A 15932-nucleotide genomic window follows, 5' to 3' on the forward strand; every position below is an offset into this window, starting at 1 on the left:
CTACCCAGCGGCCGGCGCCAGCGTCCCGCTTGCCATCAGGCCCCAGAGCTGATCGGCGGTCAGCTGTTTGGCCGAGCCGTCGTAAGCCACCCTGCCGAGGCTGAGCACGACGATCCTGTCGGCCAGCGCCCTGACCGTCGACAGGTCGTGCGTGACCAGGATGACGCCGGTGCCGCTGGCGGCGATCGAACGGATCAGCTTGACGACCTGCGCGGTCTGCTTGACGCCGAGCGCGGCGGTAGGCTCGTCGAGGCAGATCAGCTTGACGTGATCGGCAAGCGCGCGGGCAATGGCGATGGACTGCCGCTGGCCGCCCGACAGCGAGCGCACCAGAACGTTTTCGTCGCGAAGCGTGACGCCCAGCGCGGCAAGCCGGGCACGACACTGCTCGGCGGCCTTTCGGTCGTCGCGAACCGGGAAGACACCGAGCCAACGCCGCGTTTCCTCACGCCCGAGGATCATATTGTGGGCGACGCTGAGGTTCGGGCAGAGCGCCAAATCCTGATAGACGGTCTCCAGGCCGGCGCCGCGTGCATCCTGCGGGCTCCTGAAGGAAATCGGCTGGCCCTCGAGGGTCATCGCGCCGGCATCGGGCTGGATGGCGCCCGAAATAATCTTCACCAGCGTCGACTTGCCGGCGCCATTGTCGCCGAGCAGACAGACGATCTCGCCTTTGCCGACCGTGAAACTCGCCTCTTCCAATGCCGTCAGCGCGCCGTAGGATTTGCGGGCGCCGGCAATCGAGAATGCCGGACCTTGCGGGGCCTCTCCATTGCCCTCCGTCACGGCAGGGCCGGCCGAGGCGACGGCACCATTGTCCGCCACCGTGAAGTTGGTCGCGGCGGCCCGAGCGCGCCGGCCGCGAAAACCGATCGCAGCCTGGTCGGCCACCAACGCCAGCAACAGCATGCTTCCCACCGAAATGGATTGCCACCATGATTGCAGGCCGACGAAGATCAGTCCTGCATTGAGGATGCCGATGGTGGCAACGCCGATGGCGATGCCGAGCGGCCGGCCGGAGCCGCCGGAAAAAGCGACGCCGCCAAGGATCGCGGCGGTGAGCACGTCGAGCTCGAAGCGAACGCCGATGGTCGGCGTGATGCTGCCGAGACGACCGGCGATCAGAACCGAGACCAGGCCGATCAGCAAGCCATTGGCGGCGTAGAGGCCAACCACCGTGCGCCCCACCGGAATGCCGCAGAGTTCGGCTGCGCGCGGGTCGCCGCCTATGGCGTAGAGCCTCAAGCCGGTGACCGTGCTGGTCAAGATAAAGGCTCCGATGACAAAGACAGATGCGGCGATGATCACGGTGTACTGGATGCCGAAGATCTTGCCCCGCCCCAATTCGAGCAGAGCCTCGGGAAAACCATAGACCGCGGTGCTGGAGACGACGAAGGCAAGGCCGCCATAGAGCGCCAGCATCGCCAGCGTGACGATCAACGGCGAGATGCTCAGCCTGCGCACCAGCAGACCGTTGAGCAGACCGAGCAAAAGGCCGAGACCCAGGCCGACGCAGATTGCCAGCGGCGCGCTCTGCGTCGCCACCGCAACCTTGGCAGTGATGATGCCGATCAAGGCGACCATGCTGCCGATGGAGAGGTCGACATAGCCGGCGATCAGCAGCGCGGAGGTGCCGAGCACGGCGATCAGGATCGAGGTCGAGTTGACGCCGATGACGACGAAATTGTCGAGGCTGAAGAACGATTTGTTCAACAGCGAGAAGGCGATGATCAAGCCCAGCGCGACCAGCGCCAGCCCGATGCGGCCAGACGCTTCGCCCGGCGCCTTGACGCCCGGCAGCAAGGATGAAAACCGGCCCGTTTGCAGCGGTGTCGTCCCCGTTCGAAGGCTGTCTGTGCTCATGCTTGCCTCTCACTGAAGCGGGCGGTTTCAGGTCAGGCTGAACCGCCCGTATCGCGCGGGAAAAACAGGCGCTACTTTGCCTCGGATGACCAGGGGAAATTCACATACTGGTCGCGCGTATCGTAGCAGATGTTGCCGTACATCCTGAGATAGATATCGCGGCGCTTCGGGTCCTTGTAGACCGCGGCCGGGTCGGCGACATCGGCCTCGTACTGGGCCATGTAGTCGCTGGTCAGCGCCACGGGCAGGATATCCATCGCCTGCGGGATGCTCTTGCCCTCCAGCCAGTCGGCCGCGTGCTGGCCCATGGCATAAGCGAAGACCGGCGACGCCAGGCTGATGCTTGCCTTGTAGGGACCGCCGCCTTTCTTGATCGCGGCGACTGCCTCCGGTTCGCCGTCGATGCCGCCAAGGAACTGGTCCGGCCGCGCCTTGCCCGCCGCTTCCAGGGCAGCCAGCGCGCCGAGCACGACCGTGTCGGCGCCGAGCACGACATCGACGTCGGGATGGGCCTGGAGAATGGTGCTCATCGTGGCAAAGCCGCCTTCCTTGTTGACGGGATTGGGTGAGATGTCGGCGACGATGGTGACATCAGGCATGGCCTTGAAGATGTCGCGCATGGCGGCAAAGCGCGGCGCCAGGAATTCCATGCTGTCATGGGACAGGATGACGACATTGGCCTTGCCGCCGAGCTTGTCCTTTATGTAGGCTGCGGCCGCTTCGGCCAGCACCTTGCCGGTCTCGTATTGCGGCGCATTGAGCAGCGACGTGGCTGGCGGCGGCACGATGGTGCCGACATAGGCGCCCGACCAGATAAGCTCCTGCAGGCTGCGGCTCATGGAGGCCGGGTCCACAGGCGCCGCCACCAGACCGCCGATCTTGGAGGCGAGAAACAATTGCACCTGCTCGACCCCCTTGGCGGCGTCATTGTTGGCAAGCGCGCGGCGATATCCCAGCCCGCGATCCTTGGCGGCGGCGGCCAGGCCGCGGTCGACGCCCTGCATGAATTCACGCTCGTTATCCTGCGCGAAGGCCAGCACCTTGTTCAGGCCGGGCGGTGGGCTGCAGGCCGGCGCCTTCGGATCGAACGGCGCAAATACCGCCGGCTTGGTGAGCCCGGCCGGGCCGTCCTGCGCGCCTGCCAGAATGGTACCGCCCGCGAGCACACCGGCAACGCCGAGCAGCGTCGCCAGCATCATGTTCCTGTCAGATCGCATTTCACTTCCTCCCTGTCGTTGATTGTTGCCGCGCATCGCAAGCCTCGCGGTCGCTACTCTTCCCAGTCTCCCCAGATACCCACCTTCCCGCTCGCAAGTCAAAACTTTTTCCAGTGGAATTAATTAATCAGAGATAGTCGGGTGACTCGCCCACGCGATCACGCCTTGCCGATCAGCGACTGGACGACTTTGGCCAATTCCGTGCCGAGCACGCGATGCGCGTCGCTGTCGAGGTGAATGCCGTCTACCGCGCTCGACTCGACGACATCGCCGGCGTTGAAGAACGCGGCGCCGGCGCGCCGGGCGGCATCACGGAACAAGCCGGCAAAGTGCATCGACTTTGAAGCGCCGCCCAGGAACATCTGGCCGAACCAGTCGACCTCCAGCATCGGCGGCGGCGCAACAATCAGGACCGCGGGCGCCACGCCTGCGGGGCCAGCTTCGCTGCGCAGCACAATTCTGGCCAAGATCTCAATAGAATCAGCGACATCATTCGGCGTTACCGAGAACCTATGCTTGAGATCGTTGGTGCCGAGCATAAGGATGACGAGGTCGAGCGGCATATGCGTTTCCAGGCACACCGGGAGCGATTTGAGCCCGTTCTTGTGGAGACCTTCGATCGGATCGTCGTGCACGGTGGTGCGCCCGCCCTGCCCTTCTTCGATCACATCCCATCCGCTGCCGAGCTGGCGGCGCATGATGCCCGGCCAGCGCCGGTCGGGCGTGAAGCGGCGCCGTCCGACGCGGGCCAGGGTGGGAATGGCGCCATAGGTATTGGAATCGCCAAAGCACATGATTGTCCGGGTCTGCGTCACGGCATTGCTCCTCCAGGCTTGCATACTTTGAACGACAGCAGGCCGGCCGGCGTCAACTACATTTTTCCATCGGGTGGATTTAAGTGTTGCCTTGCCGTTCCCGCATTGCTACGTCAGCGCTTTGATCGGCTCGCCTTGCGGCCAACCTCCTTGCGCAGGGGAAAGCGTGACCGGCACCAGCTTCTTCAGTCTCGAAAAGATCGCCGAGGGCCGCAGCGGCGGAACCACGCAGGCCGAGAGCCGCGTCTACAACGAACGCCTGATCGTCTCGCTGATCCGCCGGCACGGCCAGCTGGCCAAGACCGATTTGACGCGGCTGACCGGGCTGGCCGCGCAAACCATCACCACCATCGTCAACCGCGCCGCCGACAACAAGCTGCTGCTGCGCCTGGAGCCTTTGCGCGGACGGCTGGGGCAACCCTCGGTTCCCTATGCGTTGAACCCGAAAGCCGCGTACGCCTTCGGCCTCAAGGTCGACCATCGCAGCGCCGATGTCGCCCTGGTCAATTTCGTCGGCGACGTGATGGCGTTCGAACGCACGCTGTTCCACTATCCGACGCCCGTCGAGGTGATGAAATTCGCCAAGGGCGCCATCGCGCGCATGTGCCGCAAGCACAGATCGATAGAGCAAGACCGCATCGCGGGTCTTGGCATCGCCTCGCCATTCCATCAGTGGAACCTGAGCGAAGAGGGCGCGGTGCCGGCGAGCAGGCTGGATGCCTGGAGGGAAATCGACATTCGCGCCGAACTGGACCGGGCGTTCGACTGGCCGGTGTTCCTCTACAACGACGCCACGGTGTCGGCCGCGGCCGAACTGATGTTTGGCGCCGGCGGATCGCGCGCCGACTTTCTCTATGCCTATGTCGGGCACTTCATCGGCGGCGGCCTGGTGCTCGATCATCACTTGTTCCCCGGCCGCAACAAGCTGGCCGGGGCGCTGGGCGACATGCCGGTGCCCGCGCCGGGGCGCAAGGGCGACCGGATGACCCCGTTGCTGCGCGTCGCTTCGCTGCATTCGCTGGCCGGCAAGCTCAACGACCAGGACAATGGGGACGAGGGCGCCGGCCGCATCTGGTCGTCGCCCGACGACTGGGGCGACCTTGGAGAGCCGCTCACCGCGTGGATCGATGAGGTTTCGGACGGGCTTGCCTATGCCGCCCGCAGTGCCGTTGCCTTGCTCGACATCGACAATGTGGTGATCGACGGCGCCATACCGAATGGCGTGCGCAAGGAGATCGCCAAGGCCATGCGCAGAAAGCTGGCACGGATCCTTGTCGATCGCCCCGAGCCGTTCTCCGTCATCGAGGGGACGTTTGGCCATCTCGGCCCCGTTATCGGCGGCGCCAGCATTCCGTTGCTGGTGAAATATTCGAACGACAAGGAACTGCTCTTCAAGGAATAGGCGCGCAGCCGCCGGCACCAGGCATTCCCCAAACAGCGAACTGTGAGACTTGTCACATACCTGCTCGTGAAGCGCGTGCTACTTGCACCCTGCGGTCGGTCGACGCCGAAAGAAATCGCCTGCCATGGTCTGGCGGTGACGGGCCTTTCACTTTATGCTGTGGCAGGTTGCATACTCTCAACGGACCTTGATGCCGCAAGCGGTGTTCTCGTCGGCGTCAGGCCGCGACCAGGAGTTTTGTCATGCTCCGACTTTGCGGATTCATCGCGGCCTTCATCCTTGCCGGCTTCACAAGCTTCGAGGCCTGCGCCGATCGAAGGGTCGCGCTCGTCATCGGCAATTCCGATTATCGCGACATCCCGGCGCTGAAGAACCCGGCCAAGGATGCCCAGGACGTATCGGCCACGTTCCGGCTGGCCGGCTTCGAGGTTTTCGTCGCCGAGAACCTCACCAAGCAGCAGTTCGAAGGCCAGTTCCGGGACTATCTGGCCGCCGCCGACGGCGCCGATCTCGCCGTCGTCTACTATTCCGGGCACGGCTTTCAGATCGGCGGCGAGAATTTCCTGATACCCGTCGACGCCTCGTTGAAGAAGGCGGCCGACATCGAGGTCCAGGCCATCAAGCTCAACGACGTGCTGGAGCAGCTGCGCTCGAAGTCGAAGATCCAGGTGATCATCCTCGATGCCTGCCGCAACAACCCCTTCCCGCGCAACAATTACTGGCTGCGCGACCAGCTTGTCACCGCCGGCAATACCGGGCTGGCGCAGGTGCGAAGCTCGCTCAACACGCTGATTGCCTTCGCCACCGAACCAGGCGCGGTCGCCTATGACGGCAGCGGCGACCTCAGCCCGTTTTCATCGGCCTTTTCGCGGCGCGCGCTGGCGCCGAACCAGGAGATCCGCACGGTCATGTCGGCGGTGCGCCGCGATGTCGTGCAGGCCACCAACGGCATGCAGGTGCCCTGGGAAAATTCCTCGCTGATCGATGACGTGGTGCTGGTGCGCCGCAACAACCGGCCTTCGCTGCCGCCAGTGCTGGAGAAGGTAGTGCTCTCGGGGGTCGGTCCTGTCGCTCTCGGCCTGCCGGAGCCGGTCGATGTCGATGGCGGCGCTATCAGCGTCAGCATCGAACGTCCGCCGGCAATGGGCCGTCTGGTGCTGGACGGCAAAGACGTCGCGGTGGGCGAACCGATCGCCGGCAAGGACCTGCCGCGCCTGCAAATGGATGTCCCCAAAGGCGCCGCCACGCAGGACGAGGTGGATATGCTGGCCTATGCCACGCATGACAATTGGGGCGGCGGGAGCCAGGGCATACTCGTGTTCCGCGTCAAGAGCGGCGAAGGTGCGGCGGGTCAGCAGATCATGGCTTCGCTCGAGGCCGAGCAGAAGCAGCAGGTGCTGGATCGCGGCATCCACATCACCGGCGCTGCCGAAGCGATCGAGAACCGCAAGCTTGATATTCCCGTCGGCGTCGGCCCGGTCGCGCTCAATCTGGATTTCCCCACCGACGATCCGGCGGTCAGCCTGAAGGTCACGGGGTATCCGGCAACGGGAACGCTGTCATTGCCTGATCGAACCTTGTCGCCGCAATCCAGCCTTCTGGCCGGTGAAGTCGACCATCTCCGTTACGAGCCGCAGATCGGCGCCGGCGCGCCGGTCGAGGTCGGCTTCGAAATCCGGGCCGACAGCAGCTCGGCTAAGCCCGCGACAATGAAGCTGTCGCCGACGGTCGATGCCTGCGATACCGCCGCCGGCGAGCCTCTCGACCTGCAAGGGGTGGTGCCCGGCCTGCTGCCGAACGAGATCGGCGCCGGTGCGGTGGCAGCCTGCGAGGCGGCCGTGAAAACCTATCCAGACGTCGCCCGCTTCCACTACGAGCTCGGCCGCGCCCTGCTTGCGGCAGGCAGGGTCGGCGAGGCCAGGTCAGCCATCGAGGACGCCGCCAAGAAAGGCCATGTGCGCGCCGTCTTCGAACTCGGCTATCTCAACGCAACCGGAACCGGAACGACCATAGACCGCACCCAGGCCAACGCTCTCTACAAGGCTGCCGCCGACAAGGGTGATCCTTACGGTATGACCTCGTGGGGACGCGCGCTGTTCAATGGCTATGGCGTCAACCGCGATACGGCCAAGGGCCTCGACCTGCTGCTCAAGGCGGCGGCCATGGGGCACACCTATGCCATGAACGATCTTGCCGCCATCTTCACCGAGGGCCGCAATGGCGTGCCTGCCGATCCGGCCCGCGCCGTCGCCTTCCTGCAAGCGGGGGTGCAGCGCCAGGACATGTATTCGATGAACCTGCTCGGCCGCAATTACCTCGCCGGCCAGGGCATCGACAAGGATCCGAAGACGGCGCAGGCCCTGTTCCAGCAGGCCACCGATCTTGGCCAGCCCTACGCGCCCGGCAGCCTCGCCCGCATGTACAGGGATGGCGCCGGTGTGCGCCAGGACCCGGCGGAAGCGCAAAGGCTGTTCGAACTGGCGACCACGCGCGGCGATCCGTCGAGCGCCTATGATCGCGCGGCGCTTGAAATGGCGAAAGGCGACAAGGCCGATCAGGCTGTCGCGGTGCGCTTCCTGGCATTCGCCGTCGCGCTCGATCTGCGCAAGGAGCTGCCGGACGCCAAAAAGGGCCTGGCGCAGTTCGGCACCAAGCCGAAAACGGCAGCTTTGGACGCCCTGCGTCGAGAGCTCAAGTCGAAGATTCCCGCGTCCGGTTCGCTGGACACGCAACTGGTCAATGCGGCCCGGGGGGTCTGGGAAGAAGCCAATCCGCGTCGGGATTTGTTCTGAACAATAAGGAGGCCATGGTGGGCAAGGCATTCAAGCAGACATTCGGGCAGGCATTCATCGGGATAATTCTATCCGGCGTTCTGGCCGGGCTCATGGGCTGCACCTCGGTGTCGCCGATGTTTGAGCCGGCGCCGCCGGTGAACCATCGCAAGGTGGTTCGCGTAGCACCTCAGCCAAAGGTGGTCAGATACAAGAAGGCGGCCACCGGCAAAGTGGTCAAGCCGGCCGAGGAGATCCCGCAAAAGCCGCCCGTGATTCCTTCTCTCGGCGGCAGCGGAGGCGGCGGTGGGGCTGGCGGCGGCGGCGGCGGTTGGGGATGAGATCGTCGACCAAGGGCGCTGCACTCAGCGGCCCCAAAGGGTCTTGCTAAATTCCGCATGAGCCTTGGACAACGTCAAGCCGAAATCGTCCATCCCTGTCGCGGCATCGGTTGGCCAGCGGACAATTCGGCGCAGCGCTGCACGGAAAAGGCAGCGGACGAACGCTGCCAGTGCAGAGGCCACGACCGCCGCCGGATCGAGTCTGCGAGCCGCCAATGCCCGATGGGCCTGTTGTGTTTCGAGATAGCGGGCCAGCGCAATATCGTGACGCGATGGTGCGCCAAGCTCCTGCCGGTCGCGCCCGGGGTCGTCATGCCAGATGGGCCACTCGGTCGGGCCAGGGTGATGCACGGTATCCTCCTGCGAAAAGAGATCCAGTGCGAACAATCTCCTCAAGCGCCGTGAGCAACGCGTGGGAACCTGCGTGATGGAATCGTGAAAAGCGCCTCGGCGGCGGAATAAGTGTTGAAATGGAGTGAGCTTGAGCGGATCGTCGTCGCGCTGTGACCGTGGCGGATCCGATGACCGGACCTTATCTTCACCTGCTGGGTGGTTTCGACTTTGCCGGCGTCGGGGCCACGGTTCCAGCCATCAGCCGCAAGGCGCGTGCGATGGTCGCCTATCTCGCGCTGCAGTCGGGGCATTCGCAGTCGCGCGAGAAGCTGGCGACCCTGCTCTGGGGCATCAACAGCGAGGCGCAGGCGCGAATGAGCCTGCGGCAAGCGGTATCGTCTGTCAGGAAGGCCATGCAGACGTGCGGCGGCGGCCGCTTCCTCACCGATGGCAACAGCGTCGCTCTGCATCTCGACGGCCTTGATTTCGACGTCGCGCGGTTCGAGGCGCTGGTCGCCAGCCCGGCACCCGAAGACCTCGAACTGGCGCTCAATGTCTACCGCGGCGACCTGCTCGACGGCTTCGGCCTGAAGGAGGAGCCATTCGAGGACTGGCTGAGGATCGAACGCGAGCGGCTGCGGGCACTGGCCGTCGCGGCGCTCGACAGGCTCGTCGCGCATTATGCAGCGACGAACGATCCTGCCGCATGCGTGCGCGCGGCGGCGCGCCTGCTGGCCATGGACCCGTTGAGGGAGGATGTCCACCGTGCCCTGATGCGCGCCTATGCGGCGCAAGGCAGGACCAATCTCGCGCTGAAGCAATATGAGCACTGCCGCACCGCGCTTCTACGCGATCTCAAGCTGCAGCCGGAGCCGGAGACGCGGCAATTGTTCGAGACGCTGCGCACACGCCGCACAATGGCGCCGGCACGGCCACCCACGACTGATGCGGATGACGCTACCGGCTTCAGCCACGAACTCGCAGCCCCCCCGACCCACTATGTCAAATCGGCCGGGATCAACATCGCGTATCAGGTGACCGGCGACGGTCCGGTCGACCTGATCCATGTGCCGGGATGGGTCTCCAACCTCGACCACGCCTGGGGCTCGCCGCGGCTTTCGCATGTGCACCGGCGGCTCGGCACTTTCTCGCGCCTAATCCGCATGGACAAGCGCGGCACCGGGCTCTCGGACCGCAATGTCGGTCTGCCGACCCTGGAAGAGCGGATGGAAGATGTGCGGGCAGTGCTGGATGCGGTTGGCTCAAAGCGCACGGTGCTTTTCGGCAGCTCCGAGGGCGGCCCGATGTGCATGCTGTTCGCGGCGACCTATCCCGAGCGCACAGCGGCACTCGTGCTCAATGGGGCCTACGCCCGCGGCAGGTGGTCACAAGACTATCCGTGGGCGAAGACAAGCGAGCAGGTGGAAGAGGATCTGGCGATCGTCGAGAAAGAATGGGGAGCGGCGGCGGATATGAGCAACGCGGCGCCCAGTCTGATGAGCGACACGTTCGAGACAGAATGGTTCGCCGCCTATCTCAGGAATTCTGCCTCGCCCGCCGACGCGATCGCCCTGTGGCGCTGGGGAGCCGAAATCGATGTTCGCGACATTCTGCCTGCTGTCCATGTTCCGACACTGATCATGCAGACGACTGGCGACGGCTGGGTGAAGCGGGAAGAAGGACGTTACCTGGCGACGCACATCGAGGGCGCCCGATACATTGAGTTCGCCGGCCGCGACCACGTCATCTGGGGCGAGAATTCCGATCGGATCGTCGACGAGATCCAGGCTTTCGTCACCGGCGCCTTGCCGGCGGCCCCAGGCGAACGGCTGCTTGTGTCGGTGCTGTCCCTCGATATGACGGGCTCGCCTTTCGGCATCGACCCGGCCGAGCGGCACGCCGAAGCGCTCCGTGGCGAACTCCTCGCGGCCGAAGGCAGAGAGATCAGGCGATCGGACGGCAAGGTGCTCGCGGTGTTCCAGCGGCCAACGCGGTCGATCCAGTGCGCGATCGCCATCCGCGATCGCTTGCGGCAATCCGGTGTCGAGGTCCGCTCGGCGGTGCATATCGGCGAGTGCGAGCAGCGGGGCCATCAATTTTCAGGCGCGGCGATCGAACTGTCATCGCGTCTGCTTGACCATGCGCGGCCGGGCGAAATCATCGCATCAAGGACGGTGCGCGATCTCGTGGTCGGCTCCGGCCTGCGGTTCGAGAAGCGTGGCGAAATGGCGGCAAGCGGGCTGCCCGGCGCGTTTCCGTTCTATGCGGTCGATGGTTCGGCTTGAGCCGCTAGGTCACCTCTTCCCTGCCCCGAACCGCAGCCCGTCCATCAGCAGCTTGACCAGCCGGCGCGAGCGGTCGCGCCAGTCCTTGGTGTCGGGGGCCGAGTAGATGCCGCCGAGTGCGTGCAGCACATCGGAGGCATCGACGTCGCTGCGGATCGAGCCTTCGGCCACCGCCGCCTCGACCAGTTGCCGCAAGGCCAGCGACACCCGGCCCGACATGTCGGAGAACACGGCGGAATTCGTGTTGAACAGGATGCGCAGGCTGGCCGCCAGGCCGCGCTTGGTGGCGATGTAGTCGACGAAGCGCTGCATCCACTGTTCCAGCGCCATGTCGGCCGAATGGTGGCTGGCGAGGTCATCGGCCGCCGCACAGAGCGCCTCGACTTCACGCCGGTAGACCACTTCGACCAGATGCTCGCGGGTTGGGAAATGCCGGTAGAGCGTGCCGATGCCGACGCCGGCCTGGCGCGCGATCTCCTCCAGCGAGGCATCGACACCGTGCTCGGCAAAGGCCGCTGCCGCAACCTCGACCAGCCGGTCGCGGTTGCGCTGCGCATCGGCGCGCAGCGGCCTTGGCGCTGCGGCTTCGCGCTTCTCGTCGGCAATTGCTTGCGACTGCTCGGTCAATTTTTTCTCCACTGTTGATATATGGGGGCTTGAACCCAAAGGGGTAAGCCCCCAACTAGATAAACGGAGGCGCCTCCGTTTTAGTGGAGCAGTCTTATCATATAATCAGGGGAGCCGATATGTCACGTGTTGAGATTGTGAAGACTGAAGCATCCCCTGCCGGCTGGAGAGTCGGGGCGGCAGAGCTGCCAATCTTCCCCCTCGTGGGGGAGATGTCCGGCAGGACAGAGGGGGGCGCTGTCCCGCCAGCCTATCAAGGCCTGACTAGCGCCTCCTCGGACAAGATTCGTGTCGACGCATGTAAATCGGGAACGTCGCATTCCTTCGCGCCCCCTCTGCCCTGCCGGGCATCTCCCCCACAAGGGGGAGATTAGGCGCACCGTCGCCTCTTCCCTTGTCCTCTCCCACTCGAGCCCATTTCAATCCCCTAGCGTCAAGCAACTGGAGCCAGACGCCTCATGACCGACCAAACCAAATCCACCACTATCCCAATCCGTCTCACCATCAACGGACACAGTCACGAACTGCAGGTCGAGCCGCGCGTCACGCTGCTCGATGCATTGCGTGATCGCCTCGACCTGACCGGCACCAAGAAGGGTTGCGACCAGGGCCAGTGCGGCGCCTGCACGGTGCATGTCGAGGGACAGCGCGTGCTGTCCTGCCTGACGCTTGCAGCACAAGCCGAAGGCCGCGAGATCACCACCATCGAAGGATTGGCCGGCGATGACGGCACGCTCAACGCGGTTCAGGCTGCTTTCCTCGACCAGGATGCTTTCCAGTGCGGCTACTGCACGCCCGGACAGATCATGTCGGCGGTGGCCTGCATCCGCGAGGGCCATGCCGGCTCGGATGACGAGATCCGCGAATACATGGCCGGCAATCTGTGCCGCTGCGGAGCCTATCCGCACATCGTTGCCGCCGTGCGCCAGGCGGCACTGGAGGTCGCGTCATGAGGGATTTTTCCTACGTTCGCGCCCATAGCATCGACGCCGCACGCCAAGCTGCCGCCCTGCCCGGCGCCATGCTGCTTGCCGGCGGCACGACGCTGGTCGATCTCGCCAAATGCGGCGTTGCCGAACCCGAGAGCCTGGTCGACATCACCCATCTCAAAGGGCTCGACGCCATCAAGGTCGACGCTGACAGTGCCATGATCGGCGCGCTGGCCAAGATGAGCCACGTCGCCGACCATGCCGAGATCAAGAGCCGCTTTCCCGCGGTCTCCGAAGCGCTGTGGCAGGCGGCTTCCGCGCAACTGCGCAACATGGCGACCATCGGCGGCAATCTGATGCAGCGCACGCGCTGCCCCTATTTCCGCGATCCCGCGAATTTTTCCGCCTGCAACAAGCGCTCGGCCGGCAGCGGCTGCTCGGCGATCGGCGGCGTCACCCGCGGCCATGCCGTGCTCGGCACCAGCGACGCCTGCATCGCCATGTATCCCGGCGATCTCGCCACCGCGCTGGTCGCCTTCGACGCCGTGGTTCATCTTGGCGAACGCCAGGTTGCCGTCGACGACTTCTTTCTCCTGCCCGGCGCCACGCCCGACAGGGAACATGCCATCCAACCGGGCGAGATGATCACGGCCATCAGCATCCCGGCTTCAGCCGCCGCCCGGCGGTCGACCTATCTCAAGGTTCGCGACCGGCAGTCCTATGAGTTCGCGGCTGCAAGCGCCGCGGTCGGCATCGACTTCGAAGCCGATGGCCGCACCATTCGCGACCTGCGCGTCGCGCTGGGCGGCGTCGCGACGAAGCCGTGGCGGGCGCACGCCGTGGAAGCGGCGTTGAAGGGCAAGGTGCCCAGCGAAGACAGGGTGCGGGCCGCCAGCTTGCTCGCCGTGGAAGGCGCCGTCGACCACGGCGCCAACCACTACAAGATCGAACTGGCGCCGCGCGTCGTTGCCCGCGCCATCCTCAAGACGGGAGCCATGGCATGACCATTCACGACCCAAGAACTCGGCACGGCGACGCTTCGGACGGCACTGCCGATCAGGTTGGCGGGCGGCTGTCGCGCGTCGACGGCCCGGCCAAGATTACCGGTGCGGCAAAATACGCCGTCGAACAGCAGCTCGACGGGCTTGCCTATGGCGTGCTGGTGGAAAGCACTGTCGCCGCCGGCAAGGTACGTTCGATCGACACGTCAGCTGCCGAGGCGGCCCCTGGCGTGCTCAAGGTGCTGACGCCCGATACCATCATGAGCCTGCGGACCGCATCGGACTGGTTCGGCACGCCGCCGCCCGACAAACCCTACTGCCCGCTGGCGCGCGACATCACCTTTTCGGGCCAGCATGTCGCCGCGGTCATCGCGGAGACTTTCGAGCAGGCCGTCGCGGCAGCGGCGATGGTCAAGGTCAGCTATGACGAGACGCCGGCCATCGTAGACCTCAGCGACGCCAAGGCCGGTGACGGCATTCCGATCGCCGCCATGACCAAGGAATGGGGCGATGCGCAGGCCGCTTTCGCCGTTGCCCCGGTGCGCGTCTGCGGCGCCTACAACACGCCGCGCGAATATCAGGCGCCGATGGAGCCGCATGGCCTCATCGCCCGCTGGGAGGGCGACAAGCTCACCGTGTGGGAACCAAGCCAGTGGGTCGACGGTATGGCCCGCACCTATGCCGAATGGTTCGGCCTGCCTTTCGAGAATGTGCGGCTGGTCTCGCCCTATATCGGTGGCGGCTTCGGCTCCAAGGCGCTGGCGCTCGGCCACGGCGCGGTAGCGGCTGCCGCAGCCGAGATGCTGGGACGGCCCGTGAGGGTGGTCATGACTCGGCCACAGACTTTTACCGGCTATGGCGGCCGTGCCGCGACCCGCCAGACGGTGACGATCGGCGCCGACCGTGACGGAAAAATCCAGTCGATCGTGCATCGCGGCGTCAATGAAACGTCGATCGACGGCATGTGGGTCGAGCCGTTGGGCGTGGTCACCTCGATCATGTATGCGACGCCCAACTTCTCCTCGAAGCAGAATGTCGTGCGGGTGAATTCGGTGGTGCCCGGCGCCATGCGCGCGCCGGGCGAAAACCCTAGCGCCTTCGGCATCGAAAGCGCCATTGACGAGCTCGCCTACGAGGTCGGCATCGATCCGCTGGAGATCCGGCTGAGGAATTACGCCGAGCAGGATCCGCACGCAAAAAAGGCCTGGTCGACGCGGCAGTTGCGCGAGGCTTTCGCCGCTGGCGCCGAACGCTTCGGCTGGGCCCAGCGCACGCCCAAACCGCGTTCGATGCGCGATGGCAACCAGCTGATCGGCTGGGGCGTCGCCGCCGGCTCCTATCCGGTGCGGCGCGCTTACGGCGAGGCCATCGTGCGTATCCTTGCCAACGGCTCGGTCGAGGTCGAAAGCTCCTCGATCGACATGGGCCAGGGCACCTACACGATCCTGGCGCAGACGGCGGCCGAAACGGTAGGCGTGGCGGCCGACCATGTCGTGGTGAAGCTCGGTGATTCCCGGTATCCCCGCGCCGGCGTAGCCGGCGGGTCGCGGCTGGCCGGCGTGATGACGGGCGCGGTCTACAAGGCGGCGACATCGGCGCTCGACCAGCTGGTTGGTCTGGCGATCAGCGATTCGCGCTCGCCCTTCCACGCGCTGCAGGCCAACACGCTGGTCGTCGCCAACGGCCGCATCAGGTCGCCGCGCGGCGATGGTCCCGATGTCTCGATTGCCGAGCTGCTGGCCAGCGTCGGCCGCGACCGCATCGAAGCCACCGGCGACACCATGCCGGCGAACTCGACCGCCGAGGATCGCTACAAGAACTACACCACCATCGCGGCGGCGCTGCCGCACACCGAGGGCGACTATTCGCGCCACTCCTGGTGCGCGCATTTCATCGAGGTGCGCGTCGACGAGGATTTCGGCACGGTGCGCGTGTCGCGCGTGGTATCGGCGCTGGATTCGGGCCGGCTCTACAACCCCAAGCTGGCCGAAAGCCAGTGGAAGGGCGGCATCATCATGGGCATCGGCCAGGCGCTGCTTGAAGAAGGCATTGTCGACCGGAGGCATGGCCGCATCGTCAACAACAATCTCGGCGACTATCTGGTGCCGACCAATGCCGACATCCCCGATATCGAGGTCATCTCGGTCGGCATTCCCGACCTGCACTCCTCTGTGCTCGGCGGCAAGGGTGTGGGCGAACTGGCCATCGTCGGCGTAGCGCCGGCGATCGCCAACGCGGTGTTCCACGCAGCTGGAAAAAGGATACGCGACCTCCCGATCACGCTGGAGAAGTTGATCTAGGAAGCGGCGTGCGTAATCTCCCCCTTGACGAGGGGGAGATGTCGCCGA

General features: G+C 65.2%; 12 protein-coding genes. 7 read left to right on the plus strand and 5 right to left on the minus strand.

Annotated features, from left to right (window positions below; translation table 11 throughout):
* The 3 genes from NLY33_RS25105 to NLY33_RS25115 all read right to left on the minus strand — a co-directional run bounded on the left by NLY33_RS25105 (position 1) and on the right by NLY33_RS25115 (position 3895).
* On the minus strand, positions 1-1863 hold the full coding sequence (locus tag NLY33_RS25105; RefSeq protein ID WP_081726142.1) for an ATP-binding cassette domain-containing protein: 1863 nt from the start codon (positions 1861-1863) through the stop codon (positions 1-3).
* Between the two features lie 71 nt (positions 1864-1934).
* Entirely contained in the window at positions 1935-3080 is a 1146-nt protein-coding gene (locus tag NLY33_RS25110; protein ID WP_032886623.1) for a sugar ABC transporter substrate-binding protein, read from the minus strand.
* A gap of 158 nt (positions 3081-3238) precedes the next feature.
* Positions 3239-3895 (minus strand): SGNH/GDSL hydrolase family protein, encoded by a 657-nt coding sequence (locus NLY33_RS25115; protein WP_023705133.1) that lies wholly within the window; start codon positions 3893-3895, stop codon positions 3239-3241.
* A 166-nt stretch (positions 3896-4061) separates the two neighbouring features.
* Here NLY33_RS25115 and NLY33_RS25120 point away from each other — a divergent pair, with 166 nt between their 5' ends.
* The 3 genes from NLY33_RS25120 (at position 4062) to NLY33_RS25130 (ending at position 8409) form a co-directional block, all read left to right on the plus strand.
* Entirely contained in the window at positions 4062-5297 is a 1236-nt protein-coding gene (locus tag NLY33_RS25120; RefSeq protein WP_023705134.1) for an ROK family protein, read from the plus strand.
* Between the two features lie 242 nt (positions 5298-5539).
* Positions 5540-8089: a caspase family protein gene (locus NLY33_RS25125; RefSeq protein ID WP_023705135.1), complete on the plus strand. Its 2550-nt coding sequence runs from the start codon at positions 5540-5542 to the stop codon at positions 8087-8089.
* A 14-nt stretch (positions 8090-8103) separates the two neighbouring features.
* On the plus strand, positions 8104-8409 hold the full coding sequence (locus tag NLY33_RS25130) for a hypothetical protein (RefSeq protein ID WP_023705136.1): 306 nt from the start codon (positions 8104-8106) through the stop codon (positions 8407-8409).
* A 24-nt stretch (positions 8410-8433) separates the two neighbouring features.
* Here the strand turns inward: NLY33_RS25130 and NLY33_RS25135 are convergent, their stop codons facing one another.
* Positions 8434-8796, minus strand: a complete 363-nt coding sequence (locus NLY33_RS25135; RefSeq protein ID WP_023672522.1) for a hypothetical protein — start codon at positions 8794-8796, stop codon at positions 8434-8436.
* Positions 8797-8930: 134 nt separating this feature from the next.
* Between NLY33_RS25135 and NLY33_RS25140 the strand changes: the two genes are divergently transcribed.
* Complete coding sequence (locus NLY33_RS25140; RefSeq protein ID WP_023705137.1) at positions 8931-11027, plus strand: alpha/beta fold hydrolase; 2097 nt, start codon at positions 8931-8933, stop codon at positions 11025-11027.
* Between the two features lie 9 nt (positions 11028-11036).
* Here the strand turns inward: NLY33_RS25140 and NLY33_RS25145 are convergent, their stop codons facing one another.
* On the minus strand, positions 11037-11654 hold the full coding sequence (locus NLY33_RS25145; RefSeq protein WP_023709407.1) for a TetR/AcrR family transcriptional regulator: 618 nt from the start codon (positions 11652-11654) through the stop codon (positions 11037-11039).
* A gap of 458 nt (positions 11655-12112) precedes the next feature.
* Between NLY33_RS25145 and NLY33_RS25150 the strand changes: the two genes are divergently transcribed.
* From NLY33_RS25150 to NLY33_RS25160, 3 genes are read left to right on the plus strand one after another with little or no spacing between them, the layout of a single operon-like run.
* Positions 12113-12607, plus strand: coding sequence for a (2Fe-2S)-binding protein (locus tag NLY33_RS25150; RefSeq protein WP_023705138.1), 495 nt, complete (start codon positions 12113-12115; stop codon positions 12605-12607).
* Complete coding sequence (locus tag NLY33_RS25155) at positions 12604-13587, plus strand: FAD binding domain-containing protein (protein WP_023705139.1); 984 nt, start codon at positions 12604-12606, stop codon at positions 13585-13587. Before NLY33_RS25150 ends, NLY33_RS25155 begins: the two co-directional genes overlap by 4 nt.
* Complete coding sequence (locus tag NLY33_RS25160; RefSeq protein WP_023708695.1) at positions 13584-15884, plus strand: xanthine dehydrogenase family protein molybdopterin-binding subunit; 2301 nt, start codon at positions 13584-13586, stop codon at positions 15882-15884. Before NLY33_RS25155 ends, NLY33_RS25160 begins: the two co-directional genes overlap by 4 nt.
* Positions 15885-15932 lie beyond the last annotated feature (48 nt).

It is taken from the genome of Mesorhizobium sp. C432A (genome assembly GCF_030323145.1).
GTDB lineage: Bacteria > Pseudomonadota > Alphaproteobacteria > Rhizobiales > Rhizobiaceae > Mesorhizobium.